Annotated in this window: 26 protein-coding genes and 1 tRNA gene; 15 read left to right on the forward strand and 12 right to left on the reverse strand. The window is 45.0% G+C overall.

Going from position 1 to position 26235, the window contains the following annotated elements:
- Positions 1 to 435 precede the first annotated feature (435 nt).
- From QUB37_RS07420 to QUB37_RS07450, 7 genes are all read left to right on the forward strand, one after another.
- Positions 436 to 2088: a DUF6930 domain-containing protein gene (locus QUB37_RS07420; protein WP_333160530.1), complete on the forward strand. Its 1653-nt coding sequence runs from the start codon at positions 436 to 438 to the stop codon at positions 2086 to 2088.
- Positions 2089 to 2210: 122 nt separating this feature from the next.
- Positions 2211 to 2465 carry a hypothetical protein gene (locus QUB37_RS07425; protein WP_333160532.1) on the forward strand — a complete coding sequence of 85 codons (255 nt, stop codon included), beginning with the start codon at positions 2211 to 2213 and terminating at the stop codon, positions 2463 to 2465.
- On the forward strand, positions 2455 to 2826 hold the full coding sequence (locus tag QUB37_RS07430) for a type II toxin-antitoxin system PemK/MazF family toxin (RefSeq protein WP_333160535.1): 372 nt from the start codon (positions 2455 to 2457) through the stop codon (positions 2824 to 2826). Before QUB37_RS07425 ends, QUB37_RS07430 begins: the two co-directional genes overlap by 11 nt.
- Before the next feature lie 62 nt (positions 2827 to 2888).
- Positions 2889 to 4325 carry a 9,9'-di-cis-zeta-carotene desaturase gene (zds, locus tag QUB37_RS07435; RefSeq protein ID WP_333160537.1) on the forward strand — a complete coding sequence of 479 codons (1437 nt, stop codon included), beginning with the start codon at positions 2889 to 2891 and terminating at the stop codon, positions 4323 to 4325.
- Positions 4326 to 4508: 183 nt separating this feature from the next.
- Positions 4509 to 4955 (forward strand): SRPBCC family protein, encoded by a 447-nt coding sequence (locus QUB37_RS07440; protein WP_333160539.1) that lies wholly within the window; start codon positions 4509 to 4511, stop codon positions 4953 to 4955.
- A 259-nt stretch (positions 4956 to 5214) separates the two neighbouring features.
- Positions 5215 to 7245, forward strand: coding sequence for a serine/threonine-protein kinase (locus tag QUB37_RS07445; protein ID WP_333160541.1), 2031 nt, complete (start codon positions 5215 to 5217; stop codon positions 7243 to 7245).
- An 86-nt stretch (positions 7246 to 7331) separates the two neighbouring features.
- Positions 7332 to 7405, forward strand: a tRNA-Val gene (locus QUB37_RS07450).
- A 319-nt stretch (positions 7406 to 7724) separates the two neighbouring features.
- On the opposite strand, the gene QUB37_RS07455 is transcribed toward QUB37_RS07450, so the two are convergent.
- The gene (locus tag QUB37_RS07455) at positions 7725 to 7952 is read right to left on the reverse strand and encodes a hypothetical protein (protein ID WP_333160543.1); all 228 of its coding nucleotides are present in this window, start codon (positions 7950 to 7952) and stop codon (positions 7725 to 7727) included.
- Positions 7894 to 8892, reverse strand: coding sequence for a hypothetical protein (locus tag QUB37_RS07460; RefSeq protein ID WP_333160546.1), 999 nt, complete (start codon positions 8890 to 8892; stop codon positions 7894 to 7896). The genes QUB37_RS07455 and QUB37_RS07460 overlap by 59 nt, the downstream gene beginning before the upstream one ends.
- A gap of 346 nt (positions 8893 to 9238) precedes the next feature.
- Here QUB37_RS07460 and QUB37_RS07465 point away from each other — a divergent pair, with 346 nt between their 5' ends.
- Together QUB37_RS07465 and QUB37_RS07470 are read left to right on the forward strand one after the other, a co-directional pair.
- Positions 9239 to 9538: a helix-turn-helix transcriptional regulator gene (locus QUB37_RS07465; RefSeq protein ID WP_333160548.1), complete on the forward strand. Its 300-nt coding sequence runs from the start codon at positions 9239 to 9241 to the stop codon at positions 9536 to 9538.
- A gap of 235 nt (positions 9539 to 9773) precedes the next feature.
- Positions 9774 to 10043 (forward strand): helix-turn-helix transcriptional regulator, encoded by a 270-nt coding sequence (locus tag QUB37_RS07470; RefSeq protein WP_333160550.1) that lies wholly within the window; start codon positions 9774 to 9776, stop codon positions 10041 to 10043.
- Between the two features lie 39 nt (positions 10044 to 10082).
- On the opposite strand, the gene arfB is transcribed toward QUB37_RS07470, so the two are convergent.
- The 3 genes from arfB to gnd all read right to left on the reverse strand — a co-directional run bounded on the left by arfB (position 10083) and on the right by gnd (position 12636).
- Positions 10083 to 10496, reverse strand: coding sequence for an alternative ribosome rescue aminoacyl-tRNA hydrolase ArfB (arfB, locus tag QUB37_RS07475; protein ID WP_333102661.1), 414 nt, complete (start codon positions 10494 to 10496; stop codon positions 10083 to 10085).
- Positions 10497 to 10568: 72 nt separating this feature from the next.
- Positions 10569 to 11039 carry a restriction endonuclease gene (locus QUB37_RS07480; RefSeq protein WP_333160552.1) on the reverse strand — a complete coding sequence of 157 codons (471 nt, stop codon included), beginning with the start codon at positions 11037 to 11039 and terminating at the stop codon, positions 10569 to 10571.
- A 142-nt stretch (positions 11040 to 11181) separates the two neighbouring features.
- Positions 11182 to 12636: a decarboxylating NADP(+)-dependent phosphogluconate dehydrogenase gene (gnd, locus tag QUB37_RS07485; protein ID WP_333160554.1), complete on the reverse strand. Its 1455-nt coding sequence runs from the start codon at positions 12634 to 12636 to the stop codon at positions 11182 to 11184.
- Between the two features lie 293 nt (positions 12637 to 12929).
- Here gnd and QUB37_RS07490 point away from each other — a divergent pair, with 293 nt between their 5' ends.
- Positions 12930 to 13352, forward strand: coding sequence for a hypothetical protein (locus tag QUB37_RS07490; RefSeq protein WP_333160556.1), 423 nt, complete (start codon positions 12930 to 12932; stop codon positions 13350 to 13352).
- 129 nt (positions 13353 to 13481) lie between these two features.
- Here QUB37_RS07490 and QUB37_RS07495 read toward each other — a convergent pair whose 3' ends face one another.
- From QUB37_RS07495 to QUB37_RS07505, 3 genes are all read right to left on the reverse strand, one after another.
- Positions 13482 to 14102, reverse strand: coding sequence for a Uma2 family endonuclease (locus tag QUB37_RS07495; RefSeq protein WP_333160558.1), 621 nt, complete (start codon positions 14100 to 14102; stop codon positions 13482 to 13484).
- A 621-nt stretch (positions 14103 to 14723) separates the two neighbouring features.
- Positions 14724 to 16589, reverse strand: a complete 1866-nt coding sequence (locus tag QUB37_RS07500) for an ABC transporter ATP-binding protein (RefSeq protein ID WP_333160560.1) — start codon at positions 16587 to 16589, stop codon at positions 14724 to 14726.
- An 84-nt stretch (positions 16590 to 16673) separates the two neighbouring features.
- Positions 16674 to 18182: a hypothetical protein gene (locus QUB37_RS07505; protein ID WP_333160562.1), complete on the reverse strand. Its 1509-nt coding sequence runs from the start codon at positions 18180 to 18182 to the stop codon at positions 16674 to 16676.
- On the opposite strand from QUB37_RS07505, the gene QUB37_RS07510 reads away from it, so the two are divergent.
- Positions 18169 to 18309 carry a hypothetical protein gene (locus tag QUB37_RS07510; protein WP_333160564.1) on the forward strand — a complete coding sequence of 47 codons (141 nt, stop codon included), beginning with the start codon at positions 18169 to 18171 and terminating at the stop codon, positions 18307 to 18309. The two genes, QUB37_RS07505 and QUB37_RS07510, sit on opposite strands and share 14 nt — an antisense overlap.
- 38 nt (positions 18310 to 18347) lie before the next feature.
- Here QUB37_RS07510 and QUB37_RS07515 read toward each other — a convergent pair whose 3' ends face one another.
- Entirely contained in the window at positions 18348 to 20684 is a 2337-nt protein-coding gene (locus tag QUB37_RS07515) for a glycoside hydrolase family 31 protein (protein WP_333160566.1), read from the reverse strand.
- Positions 20685 to 21059: 375 nt separating this feature from the next.
- Here QUB37_RS07515 and QUB37_RS07520 point away from each other — a divergent pair, with 375 nt between their 5' ends.
- Genes QUB37_RS07520 through QUB37_RS07530 form a run of 3 tightly spaced genes read left to right on the forward strand, consistent with a single transcriptional unit; the run spans position 21060 to position 24375 of the window.
- Positions 21060 to 22208, forward strand: coding sequence for a protein phosphatase 2C domain-containing protein (locus QUB37_RS07520; protein ID WP_333160568.1), 1149 nt, complete (start codon positions 21060 to 21062; stop codon positions 22206 to 22208).
- Positions 22209 to 22213: 5 nt separating this feature from the next.
- A complete protein-coding gene (locus tag QUB37_RS07525; RefSeq protein WP_333160570.1) occupies positions 22214 to 23284 on the forward strand; it encodes a serine/threonine-protein kinase in 1071 nt (356 codons plus the stop codon).
- A complete protein-coding gene (locus QUB37_RS07530; RefSeq protein ID WP_333160572.1) occupies positions 23281 to 24375 on the forward strand; it encodes a serine/threonine-protein kinase in 1095 nt (364 codons plus the stop codon). Before QUB37_RS07525 ends, QUB37_RS07530 begins: the two co-directional genes overlap by 4 nt.
- 9 nt (positions 24376 to 24384) lie before the next feature.
- On the opposite strand, the gene QUB37_RS29800 is transcribed toward QUB37_RS07530, so the two are convergent.
- The 3 genes from QUB37_RS29800 to QUB37_RS07540 form a co-directional block, all read right to left on the reverse strand.
- Positions 24385 to 24477: a hypothetical protein gene (locus QUB37_RS29800; RefSeq protein ID WP_445300009.1), complete on the reverse strand. Its 93-nt coding sequence runs from the start codon at positions 24475 to 24477 to the stop codon at positions 24385 to 24387.
- Between the two features lie 64 nt (positions 24478 to 24541).
- The gene (locus tag QUB37_RS07535) at positions 24542 to 24856 is read right to left on the reverse strand and encodes a DUF4968 domain-containing protein (RefSeq protein ID WP_333160574.1); all 315 of its coding nucleotides are present in this window, start codon (positions 24854 to 24856) and stop codon (positions 24542 to 24544) included.
- A 442-nt stretch (positions 24857 to 25298) separates the two neighbouring features.
- Positions 25299 to 25658, reverse strand: coding sequence for a group 1 truncated hemoglobin (locus tag QUB37_RS07540; RefSeq protein WP_333160576.1), 360 nt, complete (start codon positions 25656 to 25658; stop codon positions 25299 to 25301).
- Between the two features lie 214 nt (positions 25659 to 25872).
- Here QUB37_RS07540 and QUB37_RS07545 point away from each other — a divergent pair, with 214 nt between their 5' ends.
- Positions 25873 to 26058: a hypothetical protein gene (locus QUB37_RS07545; RefSeq protein WP_333160578.1), complete on the forward strand. Its 186-nt coding sequence runs from the start codon at positions 25873 to 25875 to the stop codon at positions 26056 to 26058.
- The last annotated feature ends 177 nt before the right edge of the window (positions 26059 to 26235 follow it).

Below are 26235 nucleotides of genomic sequence, written 5' to 3' on the forward strand. Positions count from 1 at the left end.
GCGGTCTGTTCTTTCCCCCTTTCTCGCGGTCTGTTGTCCTTGCCAAGCATCTTAGTGCTACTGTAGCCTGTTGTTTGCAGTCGAGTGGGTGGGTCGCAACCACTTATATTTTACACGTTTTTTGCTAGAGAAATTAGGAACTTGTCGCTCTTTTTCACAAGCCTTGCTTGGCTTATATCCCGACGCCCAATTTAGTACAATTACAGCGCGGGACTTACGCCAAAAGAGTTAATCTTATGCCTCCATTGTACAGGCATTCGCCAGAAGGCCTTGAGTTAGATGCTGAAGGCTGAATTTTTACCTTCTAATTTTTAATTCCCGTGGGGCCTCGTTCCCCAGCTTGATGTCCTCTCCCCCTATAGGGTTTATGATTGATAAGCAGCGGTTGACCGGCTATCGGCACCGCAACAATGCTTCACCCAACGGGCTTACTCTATGGCAGCGCTGAATCGCACTACTCTTCGTCGGCTACAAAACTTACCTCAAATTCCCAGCGTGTGGGAGGGCGATCGCCGACCCTTATCTAATGCTGACTCACACATGATGCTAGATGACGATGACGTTCTAGAAGCTGGTGGCGAGTGCATTCTCTGGGTCGATGGCTCTGAAGGAGTCGTGAGGGCTATGGACATGGTAGGTCCAGATGCCGGCCCAGAGGCGCTCGTCCGGGCATTGCTACGGGCAATGGAACATCCCCAAAGTCCGGCTCCCGCAGTCCGCCCCCAAAAAATAGTAGTCAAAAACCGAGAAATTCAATTTTATCTGCGGGGCGTACTTCAAGATTTAGGCATTTCCATTGACTACGTGCCGGAATTGCCCCTAATTGACGAAATATTTCGCGGCATGGAAGAGGTCGCGATCAACAGACCTCCTGAGTTGCCCCCTCAGTATGCTGAAGTTTTAATGGAAAAAGCTGCTCAAATTTGGCAAGATGCTCCGTGGCGGACTTTGAGCGAACACCAAATTATATCTATTGAAATCAATCAGTGGGATGTCGCCAGCCTCTACGTGTCCGTATTGGGGCAAGGCAGAATGGATTACGGAGTTTTACTGTACCGTTCTCTAGAATCCTTGAAGCGGTTTCGAGAACGAGTCGTCAACAACGATGAATCTTTTGAAGATTTAGAACAGGCTTTTTTAGGGCAAGACTGTTTGTTTGTTACCTTTGAAAGTGCCACCGATATTGATGAGGACGACGAGGAAGACATTGATTTAGCCGATTTGCCTCCATCGGAAATTGAACCAAATTTCGGCAACCTACATCCTTTAGAAGGATTGCGATCGATTCTTTACGAAGAAGAAGCCCTCACGATGTTAGTTGCTCTCGAAGCATTTCACCGTTTTTTCCGCAACGGTCGCCGGAAATTGGGATCAGACACTTTTCCCACTCTTAGCAGTCGCTACCGCATCCCTGTGCCGCAGCCTGACGGAGAAATTCAACAGGTATCCGTTAAAGTTTCCACGATGCCCGATGTGTCAGACGAATTATTACAGATGCTCGGTGATGATGATGACGATGATGAAGATGATGATGATGAATTTGACAAGCCACTGCTGCGGGACGATTTGGTGCCGCAAAATTCATTTTTGAGTCTCGGCGCCGTACCTTGGGAAACGGTAGATTTCCTGCGCCAAAGTGTCCAGTTTCACCAAGGTGCAGAAGTTGATATTAATACCGCCGGAGATGGTTTGCCGGTGGTGATGATCCAAACTTCTCATCCGAAGGCAAAAACTATGATTCAGGATTTGAAAGAAGCTGGAGGCGTCAAGGGGATTGGTTTTAATCCGGGCGAAAATCCTTTTCAGGATGAGCAATTCGACTTGGGTATTTTGCAAACAAAAAATGGGGAGCTGTATTTGTTTGGAGAGTTTAATGAAGACGATCCGGTGCATCAGGAAGCTCGCAAAAAGTGGGACCGTCGCTGTAAATTAACCAACGGTTGGTGCGGTTTGATTATTGCTAAAGGGTTGATGGGTGCTTCTCGCGGTCAGCCTCAGTTTAAGGATATGATCGCTTTGCTTGAGGTGCGCTGGGTGTCTGCTAAAGAGTTGGGAATTGGGCCACTTCAGTTGATGCCAATGTTTTAAAGGAAGAAGGAAGAAGGAAGAAGGAAGAAGGAAGAAGGAAGAAGGAAGAAAGAAGATGTAAAAGTAATTTGTAAGGTGCGCCCCAGCGCACCATAGTTTTTAAATTATTAAGGAAAATGATTATGTCAAATTCTACTCAAAAGCGAGAAGTGTTAGTAGCCCTTGATGCTGAATTCGCGGAAAAAATAGACCAACTTACTGATGATTGGACGGAGGCGATCGAACAAGCTCTCCGTCTCTGGTACGCTAAGCAAATAGAAGATAAGTTGCGGAAGTTTTATCAAAACCGCAGCCCAGAAGATATTGAGGAGGAAAAAGAGTGGTTTAATTTTGTAGAGGAACAGATAGAAAAAACATGGAGCAGCGATGGACTCTAACTCAACAGGAAAAACTTATCCTCGCCAAGGTGAGATTTATCTTTCAAGGGCTTTGCGTCAGTTAGGAGATACCAAAAAAAGACCTGTAGTTGTGTTTTCTCCCGATATCCGCAACGAGTTTACTGATTCTGTCATTGTGGTTCCTTTCACAAGTAATCTGGCAGGAGTAGAAAATCCTACTCGTGTCTTGATTCCTGCGGGTGAGGGAGGATTGCAAGCTGATTCTCTAGATGTATGTGAAAACGTTTCTGCTTTGCGGCAGACATTCCTAGAACAAGGCCCTTACGGTCAAATTAGTGCCGATGTCCTAGCCAGAATTCAGAGGGCTGTACAAGTGTCGATCGGCATTTATGAACTTTAATAATATTTCTAATATTCTAAATTTTGTTACAATTTGTAAAAATAGTGTAAAGGATAGGTAAAATGCGGGTTGCGATCGCAGGTGCGGGACTGGCTGGAATGACCACAGCAGTCGATTTAGTGGATGCTGGCCACGAAGTAGAAATTTTTGAATCCCGCCCGTTTGTCGGCGGCAAAGTCGGCAGTTGGGTAGATCCCGACGGCAATCACGTTGAAATGGGTTTGCACGTCTTCTTCGGCTGCTATTATAACTTATTTGCCCTGATGAAAAAAGTGGGGGCATTTGACGATTTGCTCCTCAAAGAACACGTTCACACTTTTATCAATCGAGGGGGCGAAACCGGTTCTTTAGATTTTCGTTTTCCCGTGGGTGCTCCTTTGCACGGTTTGAAGGCGTTTTTCACGACTTCTCAGTTATCCGTACAAGACAAAATTCAAAATGCGATCGCCCTGGGAACTAGCCCGATCGTCCGAGGTTTGATAGACTTTGACGGGGCCATGAAAACTATCCGCGATTTGGATAAAGTTAGCTTTGCTGACTGGTTCCGCAGTCAAGGTGGCAACCAAAACTCGCTCAAAAGAATGTGGAATCCGATCGCCTACGCACTGGGTTTTATCGACACTGAAAATATTTCTGCCCGGTGTATGTTGACAATATTCCAATTCTTTGCATCAAAAACAGAAGCTTCTGTCATGCGGATGCTAGCTGGTTCTCCCAACGAATATTTGCACAAACCAATTGTGGAATATTTGGAAAGCAAAGGAACGAAAATCCACACGCGGCGCCGAGTTCGAGAAATTCAGTTTCAAGAAGGTGCAGAAACTCACGTAACTGGTTTGGCAATAGCTAGCGGCGAAACGGAAGAAACTATTACCGCCGATGCTTATGTGTTTGCATTAGATGTGCCAGGAATTCAGAAAATATTGCCCCCAGCTTGGCGCAAATGGTCAGAATTTGACAACATTTATAAGTTAGATGCGGTGCCAGTTGCTACAGTACAATTGCGGTTCGACGGTTGGGTAACGGAACTGGAAGACGAAGCCAAGCGCAAACAGTTGAGCCATGCTGTAGGAATCGATAATTTGCTGTATTCAGCAGATGCAGACTTTTCCTGTTTTGCAGACCTAGCGCTGGCAAGTCCCAAGGATTATTATAAAGAAGGACAAGGCTCGCTGCTCCAGTTGGTGCTGACACCGGGAGATCCGTTTATTAAACAAAGCAATGAGGCGATCGCCCAACACGTACTTAAGCAAGTTCAGGATTTATTCCCCTCAGCGCGGGAATTAAACATGACTTGGTACAGTGTAGTTAAGCTCGCTCAATCTTTGTATCGTGAAGCACCGGGGATGGATGTTTTCCGCCCTGCTCAAAAAACTCCGATCGCCAATTTCTTCCTAGCAGGAAGTTACACTCAGCAAGACTACATTGATAGTATGGAAGGAGCGACACTTTCAGGCCATCAAGCGGCTAAGGCAATTCTCGAAGCTTACAGTCATTAGTCATTAGTTCTCCCTCGTCTTCTCTGGTTCCCAGGCTCTGCCTGGGAATGCCTATCAGGAGGCTCTGCCTCCAGTATTGAGATAGGAAACGCCAAGCAGAGCAAGAGTGAAATGCGTTACCAGGCAGAGCCTAGTAACGAGAAATCCACAATCTAAAATCTAAAATCTAAAATCTAAAATCGCATGACTGATTGGTTAGAACACAGTGTCCAAATAGAAGTAGCAGTTCCCATCGAATTAGCGTGGCAACTCTGGTCTGATTTAGAGCAAATGCCGCGCTGGATGAAGTGGATCGAATCAGTTCGCGTTCTCGAAGACAACCCGGAATTATCGCGCTGGAAACTCGCAACTGGCGGGTTAGAATTTAGCTGGCTTTCTCGGATTGTCAAATTAGTGCCCAAGCAGATAATTCAGTGGGAATCGGTAGACGGTTTGCCAAATCGGGGTGCGATAAGATTTTACGATCGCAAAAACAGCAGTATTGTCAAACTGACGGTAGCTTATGGAGTTCCCGGCTGGCTGGCAAAATTGATGGACAATTCATTTCTAGCGCGAGTAGTTGAATCGACTCTTATGGCTGACTTGGAAAGGTTTAAAGAGTATGCTCTGGAAGTGAAAGCGACATCTTAAATTATGAGGACTGAAGTCATAACTACTAACCAGTTTGTAGTTATGACTTCAGTCCTTTAATTTCTAATTGAGGAGTTATGCACCCGAACAAAGAAACCCGGTTTTTGAACCGAGATTGAAAGTTTTAAGCAAATATTTTGGTTAAAAACCCGGTTTCTGGGCGCTGGTGCGTCCAGGACTATAATTGTAACGCGAGAGTCGATCGCCCTTTGGCGTCAGTATCATAGAGATGTGCTGCTGATTCCTTCTCGGTTTAGTTATGAGTTATTGCCTAAACCCCGCCTGTCAAAACCCGCAAAATGCCGATCGCACCCAATTCTGCCTGAATTGCGGCTCCAAACTGTTGCTGAGAGAGCGTTACCGCGCCATCAAACCCCTTGGGCGTGGCGGTTTTGGTCGCACTTTTTTAGCAATAGACCAAGACAAACCCTCAAAACCGCGCTGTGCAATTAAACAGTTTTTCCCGCTATCCCAAGGTACCAGCAGCAGCGAAAAAGCAGCAGAATTATTCAACCGAGAAGCGGTGCGGCTGGACGAGTTGGGGAAACACCCGCAAATTCCCGAACTGTTGGCGCACTTTCAGCAGGAACGCTATCAGTATTTGGTACAGGAATTTATAGAAGGTCAGAATTTACAGGAAGAGTTGGCGCGGACTGGGCCTTTCAGCGAAAGTCAGATTCTCAGTCTGCTGAAGGATTTATTGCCAGTATTGCAGTTCGTGCACGATCGTAGTGTAATTCACCGAGATATTAAACCCCCCAATATTATCCGCCGCCGCATTTCTCAAACTCCCATCATTTATACTTACCCAACATTAACCGGGGAATTAGTTTTAGTTGATTTTGGCGCTGCAAAAGTTGTGGAGGGTTTGAGAGAAACCGGTACAGTCATCGGTTCTCCCGAATTCGTGGCGCCGGAACAAATTAGAGGTCAAGCGGTTTATGCCAGCGATTTGTACAGTTTGGGAGTAACTTGCATTTATTTGCTGACTAAAATATCTCCTTTTGATTTGTTCGATATCAATCGAGATGCTTGGGTTTGGCGAGACTTTTTGAAGGTTCAAATTGATCCGAAATTAAGTCGCATCCTCGACAAAATGATCGAATCGAGTCTCAGTCGGCGCTACAAATCTGTAGCTGAGGTATTGAAAGATTTGCAGCCGCAGCAGTCGGCGGGGGCGGGAACGGGGGCATCGCCCCTACCAGCGCCTAAAATTTCCGTGCCACAGAGGACGCCTGTGGTGCAGAATGCTGTGCCGCCAACGGTTGCAGGCACCATTTTACCTGTGCCGCCGATGCAGCGGGTTGTACCGGCACGCGCGCCTACTTGGAGGTGTGTTCATACTCTGGTAGGGCATTCTAATGCTGTTACGTCGGTAGCTTTCAGTCCTGATGGCGCGACTTTAGCTAGCGGCAGTGAGGACAAGACGATTGAGATGTGGAAGTTGGACGCGGGTAAGCGGTGGTACACTCTCACGGGTCATTCTGAGTGGGTGACTTGTGTGGCGTTTAGTCCTGATGGTGCGAGTTTGGCTAGTGGCGGCCGGGACAAAATGATTCATATTTGGGATTTGAATAAGGGTAAGCGGTGGTACACTCTTACGGGTCATTCTGACAGGGTTTCTGCTGTGGCGTTTAGTCGGGATGGTCAAGTTTTGGCTAGCGGCAGTCGGGACAAAACTGTGCAGTTGTGGAATTTGAATAAGGGAAGGCGGATGTCGGCTTTGACTGGTCACGCTGGCGCGGTGGAGGCGGTGGTTTTTAGTCCTGGCGGGGAGTTTTTGGCAAGTGGCAGTCGGGACAAGACTGTGCAGTTGTGGGATTGGCAAAATAATCGATCGATTTGTACTTTAGCAGAGCACGGGGATTGGGTGCGGGCGATCGTTTTTGCTGCGAGTTCCCCCAACTCCCTTGCCGGCCCGACCCCCCCCAGCCCCCCCTTGGTAAGGGGGGGAGTAGGAGAAGGATTGATTTTGGCAAGTGGCAGTCGGGATGGTACGGCGAAGCTGTGGCGGGTGGATGCACAGGGGCGAGGGACGCTGTTGCGGAGTATGAGGGACAATTCTGGGGATGTTTTGTGTGTGGCGTTCAGTCCCGATGGTCGGGTTTTGGCGACGGGGAGTCGGGATGGCACGATTTATTTGTGGGATGCGGGTACGGGGGGTTTGCTGGAAATTCTGACCGGCCACGAGGGCGAGGTTTTGTCGGTGGCGTTTAGTGCTGATGGGGGTAGTTTGGCTAGCGGTGCGGGCGATCGAACTGTGAGGATTTGGCGGGGGATTGGGCTTTAGGGGAGATGTCAAGAGTGCCGGCCTAAAAAATCTTATATTTATGCTTGACAGGCGATCGAATGTTGTGCTACATTAGGAATTCGTGAGGACGCATAGCTCAGTTGGTTAGAGCACTACGTTGACATCGTAGGGGTCACTGGTTCGAGTCCAGTTGTGTCCATGAATTTCCACCATTTATAAATCCGGGGTTTGAGGTTTTCCATCTCACTAAGAGTTCTGTTTTCCGCTGATCTTTGGCTCAGTTCCACACGAACGGTGACAGAATAAGTCAAGGTCAGCCATTCTGTAAAATAGGGGAAAAAATCAAATAGCTTAAAGTGATTTTACTTTAGAAAAAGTGCATAAAGCTTTTGGTTTGACTATTTCAGAAGACGTGGTAGTAGTGTCCGCCCACCAGCCCCTTCCGGGACACGGCATCACAGCCGTGTCCTCACCCGCAGGAATACTTGAGACGCCAAAGGGAAAAACCCCCTGATAACTTACCTGCGACAGCCTTCGGCGATCGCCCTTAACACCGCTAGCCGCACTTCTGGATGAAATTTCTCAAGCCCGTTAGCCCGAAAAATCCAGTGTCCGCCGCCCGCGTGCTCGATCGCAATTTTCTGACCGTCAGGCAAAACTATTTGCCACCAATTCAACACACTGGCTTTAATAAGGTGGCAGTGAATTTCGTTCAGTTGAGCCTCCATTAATTTCAGTTGACGCATGATAGGATTTTGGGCAGATGACTTCATGATTTTTCTCATTAAATGAATTCGACTGTTTCTCGGCTTTGATTTCAGCTTGCCGATTTTTAAACTTAACTTCACCTTCCGAAGTTTTTGCCTTAACTTCCCTTTCCGAAGTTTTCGCCTTCACTTCCGTTTTACCACCTTTAGGCTCAACTTTGACTCCAAAACCTTTAGACTTAACTTTTCCTTGGGCAGAAGTTGAAGCCTTTCCCGTTGCTGGCTTCTTAAACTCCGCGTCTAATTGGTCTAAAATCTCCTCTTGTTCGGGAGTATGTTCCGCTGGCTGTTCTAAATTTCTGGGATTGTATTCGTCAACCAACCTTGCCAAAAATTCCGAAATTGATAGTCCGGCTGCGGCTGCTTTTTTCGTTAAAAGGGCGTAAGTGTCGGTTTTAATCCGAATTTGTTTGAGCCGCAGGTTGGGATTGTTGTCAACGGTTTCGGCAATAGTTACTGCGGTAATCCTTTCTTTGGGTATGACATCGACAACTTCTTGCCACTTTTCCTGTAAAGGACTGTCGCCGTATTGGTCGGTGATTGCGTGTTTGAACAAAGGGACAACTTGAGCAACGCAGCTAGGCAAAATCTCAAATCCTGCTTTAATTAAGCGCAGGCAAATACTCGCCGATTTAATAATTTGCGTGCAGTAAAAATACTGCCTGCCTAATGCTTGCTCACAGTAAGTTTTAAAAGTTTTGAATTTGTCTTTGTACAATCGCAGCTTTCGGATGGCGTCCAGCATGATTCCTTGACGCACGTAGTCTAGGAATCCCCTTTTAATTTCGCCTGTCAGGTAGTCTAAATCGTGAAAGGGAGATTGATTCTGGATTTCTTCTTCAAAGTCTAGCAGCGGGCCTGCAAAGTGAAAGTTGGAGGCGACATCGCCTAGGTAGAAGTTGTCAATGGATGTGGGCATGATCTGGAATGGTTCGAGAAATGGCACGATACCACGGAAGTTGTGCGATCGCAAAGTATAAGTTTTGGGCTGGATATTTGATACAATCTTGAGCTGGGCACTCCTGTGAGGTCGATCGACCTTTTACATAGCACCTCCTCCTCGGCGTTGAGAAAAAAGGGGCTTGAGGTATGCGCCCTTGCCCCGAAAATACGCTTGGGTATGCAGGCACAATTGATAGACACTAAAAATAAGGCGGTCTTTCAAACCTGCATTTTGACGAAAGTAGGCTCGCCAGGGGGCCTTTGTTTGGTCGCTATACATGAAGTCTACTTCATCTAAAAGACCATGTCAAGAGGTTCGCTTCATGAAACAAACTTCATGTACTGTGGAAGAAAATTTGCAAGAAAAGGAGAAGTCTCCATTAAGGCTTCTCAGAGAACAAGCTGGGCTAACCCGCCCTCAAGTCAAACAACATATCGGCGTTTCTGAGCGGATGCAAGCTGACTGGGAATCAGGAAAGTCCATGCCAACTGTTGAAAACGTAGCTGCACTGGCTAACCTGTACCAGGTTTCTCTAAAAACTATGTTTGAGCTTTTAGGATTAGACGTAACTAAAATTCCCGATGACTTACCAAGTCGATCGCCCTCGCAGAACGACAACTAACCCGCAGGGGTTCGGAAATGTCTAGGGAAACGGGTTTGAGTCATGCAACCAAGCCCGGAAAATAGGTTGGGCTATGCAGGCATAATGGGTAGAAACTACAAATAGGGCAGCTTGCTAAACCAAAGCGTTTCCACCGTCCGGCTAAAGCAGCGGCCTTTCTGTTGTCTCTATCTTTAACAAGGATACTTGTAAACCTCGCGGTTGTCAACAAGTTTGCTTGTAAATTTCCCATGATATGCCCCGAAAGAAACAAACTCAAGAGTCCAAAGATATACCAGCACTGCAAATCTTGCGAGAGGCTGTTGGTTTATCGCAAGCAGCTTTAGCAAAACAAATTCCCGACAAAACGGGCGCAAAAACCCTAAGTCAACAAGCAATAAGTAACTGGGAACGAGGACTAGACGAACCAGAACTGACCATTGCTCAAATGAAAGCTCTTTGCAAAGCTTTGGGAAAAACCCTTAACGATTTGCCTGACGACTTAGGCCCACCAAATCCTGACTGAGAAGTAAAAACTCAAAAAGCCCGATCGACCTTTCATCCCTCAATCGGTGACTTTCCCTCTCAGAGCTTTAATCTGCCCTCGCTTGGTTTTGCTGTCGAGACGCTTGCGCTGGGAACTACGAGTCGCTTTGCTGGGTTTGCGCCTTTTCGGTATGACGATCGCACTTTTAATCAGTTCTTGCAGCCGTCTCAAAGCCTCCTCCCGGTTTTGTTCCTGGCTGCGGTGTTCCTGGGCTTTGATGACAATCACACCTTCGGAGGTGATGCGCTGGTCATTGATTTGCAACAAACGCTCCTTGTAGCGATCGGGCAAAGAGGAAGCTGGGATATCAAAGCGCAAGTGAATCGCACTGGCCACCTTATTTACATTTTGCCCCCCCGCGCCTTGAGAGCGAATCGCACTAATCTCGATTTCGCCATCAGGAATGAACACAGTATTAGAAATTTGTAACATGATGAATAAGTGAAATTAAAGATACGGAGAAAGCAGTGCATCTTTTATATATAACTTACTTGGGTAGATAAATTATTTACACTTCTTAGCTGTCAGGATGAATTCGATGAGTCTTTTTCTATCCCATAACTCTACGTCGTTAGATTTAGCAAGATTGTAAGCGTTTTCTGTAAATCTATTGTTCGTGATTACTCTTCCTTTATTCCCTTTGTAATGTCTGACGGCTCCTGCTACTTCTTGAACTGCTTTAATACCAATTGGGTTTTTGCTTCTCTTCGCTTGAACGACAGTTTTTGATCCATCTTTGTATAAAATTAAATCCGCCCCATAATCTTGACTATCTTGAGTTAAAGTAACACCATAACCAAAGTTTCTAAAATGAACCTCTAGAAATTGTTCAAACTCTTTTCCCGTCATTTCATCTACTTCCAGAATACCACTGTCTAATAAACGTTTTCTTGACTCTTCTTCTTTCAATGTATCCAATACCGATGTTGCAATCACACCGAAAACGGCAGCGGCTTTTACTATAAAAGGTTTCATGAAATTACATAAATTACTACAAACGACGCCATCGCTCTTTAACGACGAATATATTAAAACTATCTCAAAAACAAACGTCAAAACAGCAACACCAGAATAATTAATTAGTAAGGTGCGCCGAAACGCACCCTACAAAAATTAATTAGTCGGTAGTACCGGTTTGCAGCGACTCTTCAGCAACTTGCGTCCACTCTGAGTGGAAGAATTCGCCGCGCGGTTTGTCGGTGCGTTCGTAGGTGTGAGCCCCGAAATAATCACGCTGAGCTTGCGTGAGGTTTTGTGGCAATCTTTCGCGTCGGTAGCTATCAAAATAGTCGAGCGAGGCGCTAAAGGCTGGCACTGCAATCCCCAGTTGGCAAGCAGTAGCTAACACGTCCCGCCAAGCCGATTGGCGATCGAGAATGCTCTGTTTGAACTCCGGCGCTAACAGCAAATTCGGCAGCGTGGGCTCGTCCTTAAAAGCTGTTTTAATCTTGTCCAAAAATCCAGCCCGAATTATACAGCCACCTTTCCAAATTCGGGAAATTTCGCTCAAACTCAAGTCATAGTTGTACGACTTCGATGCCGCGCTCAAAAGTGCCATGCCTTGCGCGTAGGAGCAAATCTTCGAGCAGTAAAGCGCATCCCGAACTTTGTTCACAAACTCTTTAGTATCGCCTTCGTACTTGCCGCTAGGCCCGGTCAGTTGTTGGGAAGCTTTAACGCGCTCGTCTTTGTAAGAAGACATGATTCTCGCATTCACAGCAGCAATAATTGTGGGAATGCTCACGCCCAATTCTAAAGCACTCATTACAGTCCAGCGGCCGGTGCCTTTTTGACCGGCTGCGTCCATAATTACCTCAACTAAGGGTTGCTTAGTTTCTGGGTCAATATACTTGAAAATGTTAGCCGTAATTTCAATCAAAAACGAGTTGAGTTCGTCTGTGGTGTTCCATTCGGCAAAAACTTCCTGCAACTGCTTGCCGTCCAATCCACCAACGTTTTTGAGCAAATCGTAGGCTTCAGCAATGAGCTGCATATCCCCGTACTCAATGCCGTTGTGAACCATCTTCACGTAGTGGCCGGCGCCACCAGGGCCGATGAATGTGACGCAGGGGCCGTCATCTACTTGAGCCGCAATTTTGGTGAGAATTGGCTCTAGTAGGCCGTAAGCAGTGCGCGTGCCACCGGGCATCAAGCTAGCACCGTTGAGCGCGCCTTCTTCGCCGCCGCTGATGCCCATGCCAACAAATCCCAGTCCCATCGATTCTAAATCTTTGGTGCGGCGTTCGGTGTCGTCGTAGAGCGAGTTGCCGCCGTCAATAATCATGTCGCCCGGTGACAGCATGGGTTTGAGCTGGTCAATGACTGCATCTACGGCTTTCCCAGCTTGCACCATGACTAAGATTCTGCGCGGGGTTTCTAGGGCATCGACGAATTCTGTCAGAGTCTTGGCGGCTACAATGTTCTTGCCGGGGGCGCGTTTGGCCATGAATTCGTCGGTTTTAGCTGCTGTGCGGTTGTATACAGCCACGGAGAAGCCTCTGCTTTCGACGTTGAGTGCGAGGTTCTCGCCCATCACTGCTAGACCGATTAAACCAAAATTTTGCTTTGTCATGCTAATAACCCGCTTGTTGTTCCCGCTTGATGATAGGTTTGCGAGAGAGGAAAGCGAGGCGGGGTGTAGCGCTTTCCGGTGGACTAAAAGTATTGGACAATAGACCTAGGAGGTTTAGGTTTATTTTTATATTCTCAGAATTGCTGTTTGGTAAATCAGTAGGGTTTTTTTAAGATTTAAGGGATATTAATGACGCGGGCAGGTGATGATAAGGCAGGTATTATGTCGATCGCAGTAACGGTAGATACAAACAAGCGGACATTTTAAGGAAATTTTAGGAGACTGTTGTAACTATGGAAGATTTGCAGTATCTCGCGGCCTGGGTGAAGGAGCAACACGCTCGCGAGTATATTTTGACTTGGCTGCTGAGTCAACAGGGGCTGTGGTGGTCGGATGGGGATATTTATCAGGCCGTTTTGCAAAAGTCGGGAAAGCTGTTGAAAGCTTATGTTCAAAAAAAGCAAGCGGGAGAGTTATTTGAGGGAATTTCTGAGAAGTTGGTGGGAGATGAGAACTGGGATGATTTGGCGGCGAGTTTGGCGCGGATTGTTGCGGTTTATCAAGAGGAATTATCGCATTTGCAAGAGCGCGATCGCCGGGGGGATGGGGTAAAAAAAAATTTGATTAGTCAACCGTTGACTGGAGATCCTTTGCCGCTTTTGGAAGTGCAGCAAGCTTTGCCCGATCCTTATGCTGATACGTTGACGGGGAGATAATTGCTGATCATTTTTGTGGATGGAGGCTCATCTCAGAAACCGGGTTTCTTCCCTTATTTTTCGTACTCAACCCAAATTGTCGCATAAACCCGGTTTCTCGCCACTTTGGCGACAGTTCTGGATCTAGATTCAAGGATTGAGAATAGGTGTAAGATCTAGAAGAAATCCGGGAAGTACATCTTCACCCGAAAGTGTAGGCGGTTGGTCAAAAGAGAAATTAATAACTTCTGCTACCTCTTCAGACAAGCGATAGATTTCTACTAAAGGCGTTTGGGGGTCAATTAGCCAACCTAAGCGACAGCCGTTAGTTTGATAATACCGCATTTTAGCCCGCAATGTTTCTAGGGAATCAGTTTGCGATTCCCTACGGGATAGCTTCGCTTCACGCAATTCTATTACAAAGTCCGGGCACAGGGGAGGAAATTTGCGCTTATCTTCTGCGGATAATGCTTCCCAACGTTCTAGGAGTACCCAAGCAGCATCAGGGGAACGCTTCGCACCGTTGGGTAATTGAAAGACAGTGGAAGAGTCAAAGACTTTTCCTAATCGAGTCTGACGATTCCACAAATTTAGGTCTGTAGTCAAATCGGAATTTCTGATGCCGCTTTCGCCGCCTGTTGGAGGCATAATAATTAGTTCTCCTTCTGGGGTTTGTTCTAATCGCCACTCTTCATTAGCAATGGACAATTGATAAAATTGTTCGTCTGTTAAAGCGACGGTGGCTGGTAGGTTGAGAGTTATAGTTTCCATCGTTGATATTATCGCCAACTAGGTTTATTTTATTATAGCTCCCACTTTCTGACAATTTTCTCAATTAGATCGCATTCAACAGTAAAACAGGTATCTCTGCTTTACCTCGAAGGCTAGATCCCCCTAAATCCCCCTTAAGAAGGGGAGTAGGGGTTGACTTTGAATCGAACTTTTGTCCCCTCGTTAAGAAGCGGGAATTTGTATTTGACTTTTGTCCCCCCCTTTTTAAGGGGGGCTAGGGGGGATCGAGACTTTGCCACAAAACAAATGAGATTAATCTATCATAAATCTATCTCGCACAATCATCCCAGAAACCGCGTTTCTTCCGATATTTCTCGTACTCAACTGAAAATTGTCGCAGAAACTCGGTTTATCGCCACCTAACGAGAGAAATTAGATCGCAAATCCGCGATAATTGATCGCAATCACCCGCGCCAGATTCCCCACGCTAACCCACAAATCCGCCGGGTTGAAAACCCCCGTCTCATAGCAAAAGTCCTCTCAAAGATGACTGAAAGACACATTTTTGAACCAGCATTGCAATATCTCCCCAGTCGGTTGAAACCGACTGGGGAGATATGAGGCCGGGGTTTTCAACCCTGGCGGACTGTTTGTTTAACTCTAAATATAGCTACTAGCTTGACGGGTGAACATTGAGCAGTAAATTCCGTTTGATGCTATCAATTCGTCGTGAGTTCCTATTTCTGCTATTTTACCATTTTCCATGACGGCGATGCGATCGGCTATTTTTGCTAATCCCAATCTGTGACTGATGACTATGGTTGTTTTCCCGGCGGCTATTTGGCGGAAGATGCTGTAAATTTCGTGTTCTGTCTTGGGGTCGAGGGCGGCGGTTGGTTCGTCAAAAATTAGCACTTCGGCTGTAGAAAGCCGCATTAAGGCGCGGGCGATCGCAATTCTTTGCCACTGTCCCCCCGATAAGTCTATGCCGTCTTCTAATTGTTTCCCCAACGGTGTCTCTAAACCTGCGGAAAGACTATTGACTTTTGCGCTAATTCCTGCTTCGGAAATAGCTTCATTAATTGCGGTGTCATCTGACAGTGAAAGCAAGTCGCCGAAACCGACGTTTTCGCGGACTGTGGAGGGGAAACGGGCGTAATCTTGCATAACGACAGCGATGCGCGATCGCACGTATGCTAGAGAGTACGATCGCAAATCTTTGCCGTTCCAGTCGATCGTACCACTTGTCGGGTCGTACAGGCGACCGAGGAGTTTGCCAAGAGTTGTTTTACCCGCGCCATTTTCACCAACAAGCACTAGCATTTCTCCCGGATTAATGGTTAAATTGATATCTGTAATTGTGTTTTTAGTGCTACCGGGATAGCAGAAAGATAGATGCTTAATCTCGATGCCAATTTTATCTTTTGTGGGGCGGGAATCTTGCCCGTCTTCTGGTAAACTAGGCAGGCGAGATGCTACATCTCCAAGCGGAGACTGCAATTCTGGTTTGAGTTCCAAAAGTTGAAAAATCGGAGTAACACCGAGGGAGATATCGTACAAATTAGCATAATTGCCTATAAGTAATTGCAAACTTTGCTCCACCTGAACAATCAAACCCGAATACAGCGCCAAATCTCCCAAAGTATAGCGACCACCCAAAGCTCCCATTACCACATAAACAAATGGCAAAGCTACTCCGATTCTACTAAACACTGACCACAAAAGTAAAACAATTGCTCCTTTTTTTCGGATTTGCTGCATCTCGCTAAAAAATTGCAAAAACTGATCCTGCCAGCGTTTGAGCCAAAGTTTTTGCAAGCCAAACAAACGCAATTCTTTAGCATATTCTTCGCCCGTCAAGACTCTAGCGGATAAGTTCATCTCCCGGCTGATTTTAGCTTGCTTTCTTTGAACTCTCCAGATGATTTTGCTATATTTTCTTTGGATGTAAATTGAGGGACAGGATGAAATCAACATCACCACTGGCACCCACCAAGCTATCGCTGCAGCAAGGCCTATCGATGGAATAAATATAAAAATTCCCGTGATGGTCATGCTGATGGTAAATGCTAGTTGCTGTATTTTGAATACTCCGGTTTTTGCGAGTTCTACAATATTTAATAGTTCCGGGTTTTCAAACAGGGCAATATCGTCGAAATTGGCGACTTTTTCCAGGACTTTTCCTTCGACAAAGCCTTGAACGCGATCGCGCAAAGATGTCGCTGCAAAAGAACTCATTGTTTCGAGGGCATCGCCGACTAACCTAAGACTTAAGACTCCCGCAATACTCCACAGCAATATTGGCTGGGAAAGCATCAAAGCAAAGGGCTGTGCTGTTTGGGTTTGCGACAGCAACCGAGATACTTCATCAATGATTAATTTATCTAAAAAAAGCACGGCAGATGGGGCAGCACCGGCGATGATGTTGAGTATTATTAAATGGCGGAGTTCTATTGGTGCGGCTTTGATTATCAGGCCCAGGCTGCGCCACAGAGCTTGGAAGGTGGTAATTTGGATCGGTTGCATAGTTTGTGGGTAGGTGTCGGGTCTACTCATCCCCGGACGGTATATTGTAACAAAGGAAATCCTACGTTGTCAGTAGTAATTTTTCTATTCACTTCTGTCAGGAAGACCAAGGCGCTGATATAGTTCTTGTTGCTTAGGATAGAGGAAAGAATCTTTAAAAGTTTTGCGAGTTTGTGAAGCCAACTCCTCTAACACACTCTTAAAACTTTTGTGTTTTAAATCTTGAAGCACTTGAGATAAGTGAATGCCCGCTGCTAGATGAGGCTGCAAACGTTCTAGCTCACCAATTGAGAGTATTTGCCAATCTAGATTGACGATTTGTTCTTTTTTCAATAACTCATTTATGTGAGCGCGAAAATCATCACTATTAATTAAATACATATCTTCAAGAGTAACTAACACTGGCATAAATCTGCTGCACTCATGAAATTCATCTAGATTACTGGCTCGGGCTTTGCAGGCTTTGATAAAGATATCAATTTGTATTAAACCTTTTATGACTTGTTCCAAACTATCATTGATATCCTCTTCAGATGAGATAGTTTTAGCAGGTAATTTAAATTTGGTTGCTTTACACTCCAAAACGATCGCTACGCTACCATCAATAATTGCATAATCAGGAGATTGTGAGTTTTTTATACCAAGGTCGCGTATATCAATAATTTTTTCTGAAGTAATAGAGTGATTTAAGATAAGTTTTAAATACTCTTCTAAAACATATCCAAAATAATCAGAAAACTTGTTTTTAAATTTATTAAATAGTTGATAATATATACCGATAGACATTTTATCATCAATTAAACCAGGCACTGGAGCGCACATAAAGTCTTGTCCAAAATTCCCAAAGCCCTTACTTTTGCAAGGAAATATTAGGGGATATGTCTGCAGAGGATTAAAATCATACATTCTAAATCTACGATCGGTGTTTTTACGCTTGTCATACAAGGTTGTAATTTTAACTTGATCGCCTGCTAACTGGTGAACGACCTGAGAGATAGCTTGATCATCAAGAAGACTAATACCTTGTGAGCGCAGTTTTTTAAACTTGTTTAAGGAGAACGTAAAATTTTTTCTTGCAAATGCAGATGCTGCAAATCCAATATTGATAAACTCATGTATAGAGACTCCATTAAGAGCCGAAAATTCTTTTTGTATATCGAATTGTCGAATACCTGGCTTACCTACTAAACTATTGGGAATCTCATGGTAAAGTAAGATAGGTCTTGAAAATTGACTGAATTCACTAACGTCAAATGGTAATTGGCTATAGGCTAATCTCAACAGCACAAAATCGGGATTAGAGCCCATAAAATTATTCTCTAATTCTTGGTCAAAGGTTATAGGGTCGGCTAGTAAGTAATCAGAAACAAGTCTTATGATTGTATCAATGTTTAGTAATTTAATTTTTTGGCTTACTATGCTAGGCTCGGAAAATCTAACAGCAAATAGGGCAACTCCCGCAGCTATAAAGGGACGCAAGCTATCTTTTCTTTGATAGAGAGAGTACAAAAGATCACCTAGCCGATATTTGCTAATTTCCTGACGAATCTTGAACTCAAGTTTATCTAAATCATCCAAGGTGTTAATTTCCATTTTTTTAGTTTTGCTGTACTTGCTGATGAATTCGATCGCACCACACGGGAATCAGAGACTCACCTATTTTCCAGGATACGATCGCCCTTTCCATCTCAAACTCTACCAGATCGAGCGATCGCCCTGAATGAATCCCACCATAGCATAAACCGCTTTATGCCAAAGTTATCCAAATGTCAAACGCCGCACCGTACCGTCATCTGTAAATCGCTGTTCGCCAACGCCAACAACTTCCACAATAACTTCGCGTTCAGAAATCGAAAATTGACCCTCGCGCACGGCAATTTCAACGATGATTTTTTCCCCTTCCAAATACACCTTGTAATTAGTCGTAGACCACACACCTTTTTCATGTTCAAAACTGTGTCCATCGTCCTCATAAAGCGTCCATTCACCGCTTCCGGGCCAAATTCGCATTTTTAATGACTCAAGCGGTTCTTCGCTGACAAATTGCCTCACAGGTGCGATCGCAATTATGCCCCCGCCCCGCACGTAAAGCGGCATTCTCTCCAAAGGTGCATAAGCTAAAATGTGCGTCGGGCCCTGATAGCATTCGCCCGTCCACCAATCGTACCAAGTCCCCTCCGGCAAATACACAGCGCGATGCTCAACTCCAGGGCGGTAAACAGGTGCAGCCATCAGCGACGGGCCGAGCAATACTTGATCGTAAAGGTGATAAGTTGTGCGATCGCGCGGAAATTGATATAGTAGCGGTCGCAAAATCGGTGTTCCCGTCGTCGCTGCTTCCCAAAACAACGTGTAAATGTAAGGCAACAACTGATAGCGCAAATTCATGTATTCGCGGCAAATCTTCTCAGTGCGATCGCCAAAAACCCACGGTTCGTGCTGCGCCGTACTAATCGCCGAATGACCGCGCATCAAGGGATACAGCATTCCCACCTGCATCCACCGCGCGAACATTTCGGCGGTTGCATTCTCCGCAAAACCGCCGATGTCGCAACCGACAAACGCCACGCCGGAAAGCCCCATATTGCAAAGCATCGGCATCGACATTTCTAAATGATCCCACAGCGATTGATTGTCGCCCATCCATACCGAGGAGTAACGCTGAATGCCCGCAAAACCCGATCGCGTCAGCACAAAAGATCGCTCGTTTGATCGCACTTTTTGCAACCCCTGTGCACAAGCTTTCGCCATCATCAAACCATACAAATTGTGCGTTTCCGCGTGGGTTGCGCCCTCGGATTCCGGGCCTTGCGGTGCATCCAGCGGAAACCAAATGTGTTCGTGGCCATCGCCAAAAGGCCGTTCTGCGATCGAAGGTTCGTTCATGTCGTTCCAAATCCCCGCAACGCCCATATCTGTCAGGTTTTTGTGCAATTCGCCCCACCACTCGCGCACCTCTGGCCGCAGGAAGTCGGGAAACACCGCTTTTTCGGGCCAAACGTAACCGTGAAATAGCCTTCCCTCTGCGGTTCGGACGAAATAGTCATTCTCCACACCCTGATCGAATACTTCATAATCTCCTTCCGGTTCGTACTTGACACCGGGATCGACAATGGTGACAACCTTAAAACCGGCTGCTGTCAAGTCTGCGATCAGTTTCGCGGGATCGGGGAAACGCTTCGGGCTCCAGGTAAAAACGCGGTAGCCGTTCATATAGTCGATGTCGAGGTGGATGACATCGCAGGGAATCGCCCGATCGCGAAATTCCTTCGCCAACTCCCGCACAACGTCCTCGGATTCGTAGCTCCAGCGGCATTGGTGGTATCCCAGCGCCCATTTTGGCGGAAGCGGAATCCGGCCGGTTAACTGCGTGTAGGTGGCGAGAATTTGGGCGGGTTCCGGGCCGTAAATGATGTAGTAATCGAGTTCCGGGCCTCTGGTTTCCATCCGCAAAACTCCCGGTTGTTGGGCGCCGATGTCGAATTGACTCCAAAATGTCGTGTTGAAAAAGATGCCGTAAGCGCGATCGGGATTCAGGGCGATGTAAAATGGGATCGCCTGGTACATTTCATCGCTGAGGGAATTGTAGTCAAGGGCGTCTATTGTCCAGTTTGTCTTGACTTCGGAGAGTTTGTCGAGAAAGCCGGTGCGTTCCCCAAAACCGTAGAAGTGTTCGTCTGCTTCGATGCGTTTCCAGCCTGCGGTTGCGCCGGTGCGCCATCCCATACTGGGATCGCAGTCGCTAGCAAAGGGTTTTCCCGATTTGTCAAAGCATTCGATTGCAGAGCCAGATCGCTTTACAGAAATCGTTATTTGTGCTGTTTCAATTTCTATTTTTTCGTCTGTTTCTCGCACTTCAAAGGGTATAATTTCCCACTCTTCGTCAGGGACGGTTATTGAGTGCGATCGGCTTTTGAATTCACCTGTCGGGGACATTCGCACTCGGATTAAATTCGGTGCGAGGATGCTGATATTTAGGGAGGTCTCGCCGCAATTAAAGTGAATTGTGCGATCGGTTTTTTTTATGGATTCTACCGAACCGATTGTTGACCAAGGCTGTTCAGTAATTTGGAGTTTTCCGAAGTATTGCGGCATATGCGATTTTAGGTTCCCGTTCCTAACTATAATGCCAGTCGAGGGCGAAAGCTCGCTCTCTCTTAGGTTAGAAGCAATAAAGCGCGATCGGCTCCGGGTTCAGTTTCTCAGTTTGCTAAAATTATTTCAAAAACTTATGCGAGCGCGTCTACAAAATGAAGCTAGACATAGAAAAGCTGTTTGCGGTAGTTGACAGCCATATTCGGTAAATTATACCGCAGTTGTGATATAATTTACCCAATGACTGAGGTAAACTTTGGCTAAAAAGCAATCGGAGTAGAGTTTAACACGCAAAATATGTAGAAGGTTATTTCCGAAACACACTATGATCAGAATTGCGTTGAGTAAAATAAATTAGGTAGTCGAGTATTTTGGATGGTGCAAGATATGGCGGAAAGTCAATTCTATAAGCAGCTCCAAGAAGGAATCTCCAGATGGTTAAAGTTTGGAGAAAAATCTGGATTTACAGAATTAGAGTCTGCAACAGTTGTATTAAGTAGCGTTTTAGGAAAACGGTCAGAGAATCAAGACCGCGCAATTTTTCTGAGAGTAAAGTTTGAAAAATCCCGCAAACCTTCTATTGCAGCACTCGTACTTTGTGATGGGATGGGGGGTATGGTCAAGGGTGGGGAGTGTGCAAATCTAGCAATAAGTACATTTGCTGCATCCTTGGTACATAGCAATGCCTCTACCTTGATCAAGAAACTCGAAGTTGGTATACAGGACGCTAACGAGGCTGTTTATAACGCTTTCCAAGGAAAAGGGGGAGCAACTTTGTCAGCAGTAATCTGTAATGAAACGAAAGATTGGGCCGCAGTAAACGTAGGAGATAGTCGAATTTATTGCCTACTCAATAGCGGTGTAGTAGAGCAACTTACGATTGACGATACATTGGAAAAACATCTTGCAAGTTTAAATCTTCCTTCTCCCCCGCCTGAATTTAGGCAATTATTGCAGTACGTTGGCATGGGAGAAGGCATTGAGCCGCGACGTGTTGAATTAAAACCCTCTTCTGATATGAAATGGTTGCTTATTACGTCGGATGGTGCTCACGGCATTCCTGAGAACATATTTCATTCATTAGTAAGCTACGCAGAAAGTCCCAGAGAAGTTGTTTCTAGACTGACCGCTCTTTCAGAATGGTTGGGTGGCAAGGATAATTCTACAGTAGCGGCTTTAACTATTGGAAAAGATTTATTTTCAATAAATGAAGAATCGGATTTAAGTTATCTTGAAATTTGGAGTATCCCCGGAAAAGTAGAATTTTTTAGTATTAAAGCTCCACAAACTGATGCTCTTCCAGATAAATCCTTAAATACTCCAGATGCCAGCGCCTCGGGAGTTGAGGAACCTCTTAAACAAGAAAAAATCCCACAGCCGAAAAAGCAACCAAAGAAAAAAAATCAAGACAATGCTCAAAAGATAGAGTTCACGGGTGTAAACAGTAACAAAACTAATGGCGATAAACGTGAAGTTGACAAGCCAGTACCCCAACTAAATATTGAGTTTTCTGAGGAGAATTAGTTGTTATGTCAAGTGGCATCCCGTCTCGTTATGTTCCGACAGAAAAAGTGCTTATCGGTGGAATGGGAGAAGTTTTGGTCTGTCAAGATAGGAATCTTGACAGGAAAGTTGCCATTAAGTTCATTCAAGATGTTAGACATCAGCGCCGACTCTTTGATGAGCTAACTGCATTACAAAAAATTCGCTCAAAGCATGTCGTTCAAATCTTTGATGTTTTCCTAAATGAAGCTGATAGACGAGTTGGGATCGTCCAGGAATATGTTTCTGGTGATGACTTACAATCTTTTGCCGCTCGGAGTTCCTTCTCGATAGATGAATATCTGAAGGTTCTCTATCAGATAGCCTCGGGAATCAGTGATATTCATGCCCAAGGCTTAATTCATAGAGATATTAAGCCTAACAATATGAAGTTTGACCAGGCAAATATTATTAAGATATTTGATTTCGGTTTAGCTAGGTTTTTAGGTAAAGACGACTCAACTTTGGGATTCGTTGGAACTGAGGGTTTTGCAGCTCCTGAATTATATAGAGCGGGATTGGTTTCGTTTACAAATGCTGTTGATACCTATGCTTTTGGTATTACTGCCTGGTATCTCTCTGGGGAGGAAATCCCAAAAGCTCTGTTAAAAAAGCCACCTCATCTTGCAACTATTCCAAGTTTTTCTTCTATTCCTTTGGGTATTCCTGATGCTATTGTCAAATTACTCGATCGCACCCTAACTGAAGATGCAACTGAGAGACCTGCAATGTCAGAAATTAAGGATATTCTTGGTAATTATCTTCTGCATGGCAAACATCGTGGACTACTTGTATACAGAGACAAGACATATACACTGGAAACAATCAATCAGCGCGTAAAACTGGATGTTACCAATTATGGTTCTATCCACATTAAGTATGAGGGCTTTAACTTCTTAGTTGATGCAGTGAATGGCTCAGTTTTTGTCAATAATCAGCTAGTAGAAAAAGGTCAAGCTCTTCCTAAAAGTTGCGTCATCACACTAGAAGATAACTCGGGTGGAGGGAAGAGATTATTTATGACTTTTGACATATCTAACCCAGAGGTGGTTTTATGACAGGAAATCAAATTCATAATATCGGCGATCTAGTAGATAAGCGTTATGAGATCCTTCGCTTTGTCGGTGAAGGCGGGATGCAGGAAGTCTATTGTGCAAGAGATTTAGTGCTTGGCAGAGAAATTGCTCTTAAATTGCCTAAGAATTTCTCAGCAAAAAAGAGGTTTCAGCGAAGTGCTGTGGTCAGTGCAAAAGTGAATCATCCAAATGTAGCAAAAACATTAGACTATCTTGAAACTGACTCATCGCCTTATTTAGTAGAAGAGTTTATTGCAGGAAAAGATCTTAAAGAAGGGTTATTACAGCAATTAGGTATCGTCGATCCATATCTCACTGCTAAGATTCTTCATTACTTAGCTAAGGGTGTTGCAGCTTCGCATAATGCAGGTGTTATTCATCGAGATCTGAAGCCAAGTAATGTGATGTTTTCAGGCGATTTCAATCTATCAGAGATTAAAATCACAGACTTCGGTATAGCTAAGATGGCTGAGGAAGAGATTGTAAATGGTGTTAAGGACGAATCTTCAATAAGTGCTTCCGCTACAGTCATGGGAGCCTTGCCATACATGGCACCTGAGATGATTGAAGAAGCTAGCAAGGCAGGTAAGCCATCAGATATATGGGCGGTTGGAGCCATGATTTATGAATTAATGAGCGGTCAAAAACCCTTTGGTTTTGGATTAGCTGCGGTTCGCACTATCCTTGCAGCTATTCCACCCCAAAAACCCGCTTATATTGATAAAAATCTACAGTTTCAGTCCCTGGGCAATGAGTTGTATACACTAATCCTTGAATGTTTGAATAAGAATCCAGACGATCGCCCTACTGCCGATGAGCTAGTACAACGGTGTGAAAAACTTTGCTATCCAGTTGTTGATCGTCAAATTGGCATATGTAAAAATTTACATCCAAATTATGATTGGGGAAATATTCAAAGTGATGATGGAGAGACTATCTTCTTCCATTTTGATAGTGTGTATGGCAAGAAACCAAGTGTCGGGAGTCGTGTCTGTTTTTCTGCATTTCCAGGTTCACCACATCCACGTGCTCATCCTGTTGTCTTAATCGAGGGTGTAAATACAAATCCATGAAATGTGAATCTAACAACTACGTTGCAGCGAACCGCGTTCGAGCATCGATCCTACCCGGCGAACAGTGAGGCGAGTATTTGGGAAAACGGTTTGTCCTCCCATGATATTTGACTCACTGATTAAACGCTTTTGCCAATCTTTGAAGCGTGGAATTGTGTCCGACAATTCACTGGGGAGATCGCTTTACGGAAATTAATATTTCTGCTGTTTCAGTTCCTATCTTTTCGTCGGTTTCTCGCACTTCAAATGGTAGAATTTCCCACTCTTCGTCAGCGAGGGTTATTGAGTGCGATCGGCTTTTGAATTCACCTGTCGGGGACATTCGCACTCGGATTAAATTGGGCGCGAGGATGCTGATGTTTAGGGAAGTTTCGCCGCAATTAAAGTGAAGGTTGCGATCGGTTTTATTTATGGATTCTACCGAACCGATTGTTGACCAAGGCTGTTCCGTTTTTTGCAGTTTTCCGAAGTATTGCGGCATATACGATTTGGTAATTGGTAATTGGCAATTAGTAAACCGATCGTGCAAGCCGCACTTGACTACCGTCATCTAGCTAAAGGAGGAATATAACTTGTCAGCATTTCAAGTAAATGAACAAATAGAGTGAAATATAATTCAGCAATACCGTGGCTCGCCGAATAAGCTACTATAAAAAATGAAACACGTATTGATAAATTAAGTGGAAAATAATTTAAACACGCTATAATATCGCTCGCGATTGATTCCCACAACTCATGCGGGATATCAGTTAAATAACTCTAGCCATCTTCGCCTCAATTGTGAACTTTTCTCTTCCTTCGCCTCGAAAGCGGTTCATTATCTCCGACACAAAACGAAGTGGAGCTTTCGCTTCCTAATTACGAAATCTCCACTTTTATCACTATTCTAGTGCCTGTACAAACCCTGTTGCATTCACTAGATATTACTTGTACAAAACAGCCTCTTTCAAAGTCGCGATCTTACCTAGCGCTTCATCGAGATCCTCTTGGGAGGCGCCGTGGGCAACTATTGCATCTGTCAAATGCTTCACAATTGCATCAAAGTGTTCAGGCTGTAAATTCAAACCTGCGTGTGCTTTTTCCATTGAACGGCCTGAGTATTGCTTGGTGCCGCCAAGGGCATAAGAGATAAAAGCAGTTTGATGCCGGCGCTGCTTTTCCATGTCTGTATGATCGAAAAAGTGGCTCACTATCTCGTCCGCCAAAACATCGCGGTAAAAATCATCCACCATCTCTTTAATGGCTGGTTCTCCACCCATTTTTTCGTACAATGTTGTTGGCATATCGTTTCAGAAAGTTATTTTTTTCACTCACTCTTTAATTATAGCTGGCAGCTTTGCTTTTTTCCGCTCTGTGAAATATTAATTTAATCTGAAATAATTATTTAGTAACTATTGGGACTGCTGGTATTTTGTAGACCACCCTCTATTTGTAAACTTTATTAACGTTCTATCGCCACTTAGATTTTGTCGATCGCTCTCCCAGCATTTTGACCTAATGCACGGATTGCTTGTTTTAGCAAGATGCTTCCTATACAGCACACCCATCAGTTTTCCAGCTAGCAAGCTCAAGAAATCGGTGATAAAACAGAGGCTGGATGCGATCGCAATTTCCGCGATCGTCCCTGCAATTGCACAAGTTAAAATAAATGGGCGATCGACTGCCCAGCGGCATCAGGTATAATCGAATAGCAAATATAATCGAATCACCACAACGATCGCCTGTATAGTAATATTTGGCAGTTGCTAATTGGTTGCGACACTTCCGGGCGATCGCCCGCAGTTAAGAAAAACCTTTGACTTAAGTACGCGGACTGAAATCAAGATTATTATGTCCTCCGCGAGAAACGAAGCAATCCCA

Source organism: Microcoleus sp. AT3-A2 (assembly GCF_036705685.1).
Classification (GTDB): Bacteria; Cyanobacteriota; Cyanobacteriia; order Cyanobacteriales; family Microcoleaceae; genus Microcoleus.

Coding starts and splice junctions, on each gene's coding strand:
- QUB37_RS07420 (WP_333160530.1), top strand. CDS start 436: ATGGCAGCGCTGAATCGCACTACTCTTCGTCGGCTACAAAACTTACCT.
- QUB37_RS07425 (WP_333160532.1), top strand. CDS start 2,211: ATGTCAAATTCTACTCAAAAGCGAGAAGTGTTAGTAGCCCTTGATGCT.
- QUB37_RS07430 (WP_333160535.1), top strand. CDS start 2,455: ATGGACTCTAACTCAACAGGAAAAACTTATCCTCGCCAAGGTGAGATT.
- zds (WP_333160537.1), top strand. CDS start 2,889: ATGCGGGTTGCGATCGCAGGTGCGGGACTGGCTGGAATGACCACAGCA.
- QUB37_RS07440 (WP_333160539.1), top strand. CDS start 4,509: ATGACTGATTGGTTAGAACACAGTGTCCAAATAGAAGTAGCAGTTCCC.
- QUB37_RS07445 (WP_333160541.1), top strand. CDS start 5,215: ATGAGTTATTGCCTAAACCCCGCCTGTCAAAACCCGCAAAATGCCGAT.
- QUB37_RS07455 (WP_333160543.1), bottom strand. CDS start 7,952: ATGCGTCAACTGAAATTAATGGAGGCTCAACTGAACGAAATTCACTGC.
- QUB37_RS07460 (WP_333160546.1), bottom strand. CDS start 8,892: ATGCCCACATCCATTGACAACTTCTACCTAGGCGATGTCGCCTCCAAC.
- QUB37_RS07465 (WP_333160548.1), top strand. CDS start 9,239: ATGAAACAAACTTCATGTACTGTGGAAGAAAATTTGCAAGAAAAGGAG.
- QUB37_RS07470 (WP_333160550.1), top strand. CDS start 9,774: ATGCCCCGAAAGAAACAAACTCAAGAGTCCAAAGATATACCAGCACTG.
- arfB (WP_333102661.1), bottom strand. CDS start 10,496: ATGTTACAAATTTCTAATACTGTGTTCATTCCTGATGGCGAAATCGAG.
- QUB37_RS07480 (WP_333160552.1), bottom strand. CDS start 11,039: ATGAAACCTTTTATAGTAAAAGCCGCTGCCGTTTTCGGTGTGATTGCA.
- gnd (WP_333160554.1), bottom strand. CDS start 12,636: ATGACAAAGCAAAATTTTGGTTTAATCGGTCTAGCAGTGATGGGCGAG.
- QUB37_RS07490 (WP_333160556.1), top strand. CDS start 12,930: ATGGAAGATTTGCAGTATCTCGCGGCCTGGGTGAAGGAGCAACACGCT.
- QUB37_RS07495 (WP_333160558.1), bottom strand. CDS start 14,102: ATGGAAACTATAACTCTCAACCTACCAGCCACCGTCGCTTTAACAGAC.
- QUB37_RS07500 (WP_333160560.1), bottom strand. CDS start 16,589: ATGCAACCGATCCAAATTACCACCTTCCAAGCTCTGTGGCGCAGCCTG.
- QUB37_RS07505 (WP_333160562.1), bottom strand. CDS start 18,182: ATGGAAATTAACACCTTGGATGATTTAGATAAACTTGAGTTCAAGATT.
- QUB37_RS07515 (WP_333160566.1), bottom strand. CDS start 20,684: ATGCCGCAATACTTCGGAAAACTCCAAATTACTGAACAGCCTTGGTCA.
- QUB37_RS07520 (WP_333160568.1), top strand. CDS start 21,060: ATGGTGCAAGATATGGCGGAAAGTCAATTCTATAAGCAGCTCCAAGAA.
- QUB37_RS07525 (WP_333160570.1), top strand. CDS start 22,214: ATGTCAAGTGGCATCCCGTCTCGTTATGTTCCGACAGAAAAAGTGCTT.
- QUB37_RS07530 (WP_333160572.1), top strand. CDS start 23,281: ATGACAGGAAATCAAATTCATAATATCGGCGATCTAGTAGATAAGCGT.
- QUB37_RS29800 (WP_445300009.1), bottom strand. CDS start 24,477: ATGGGAGGACAAACCGTTTTCCCAAATACTCGCCTCACTGTTCGCCGG.
- QUB37_RS07535 (WP_333160574.1), bottom strand. CDS start 24,856: ATGCCGCAATACTTCGGAAAACTGCAAAAAACGGAACAGCCTTGGTCA.
- QUB37_RS07540 (WP_333160576.1), bottom strand. CDS start 25,658: ATGCCAACAACATTGTACGAAAAAATGGGTGGAGAACCAGCCATTAAA.
- QUB37_RS07545 (WP_333160578.1), top strand. CDS start 25,873: ATGCACGGATTGCTTGTTTTAGCAAGATGCTTCCTATACAGCACACCC.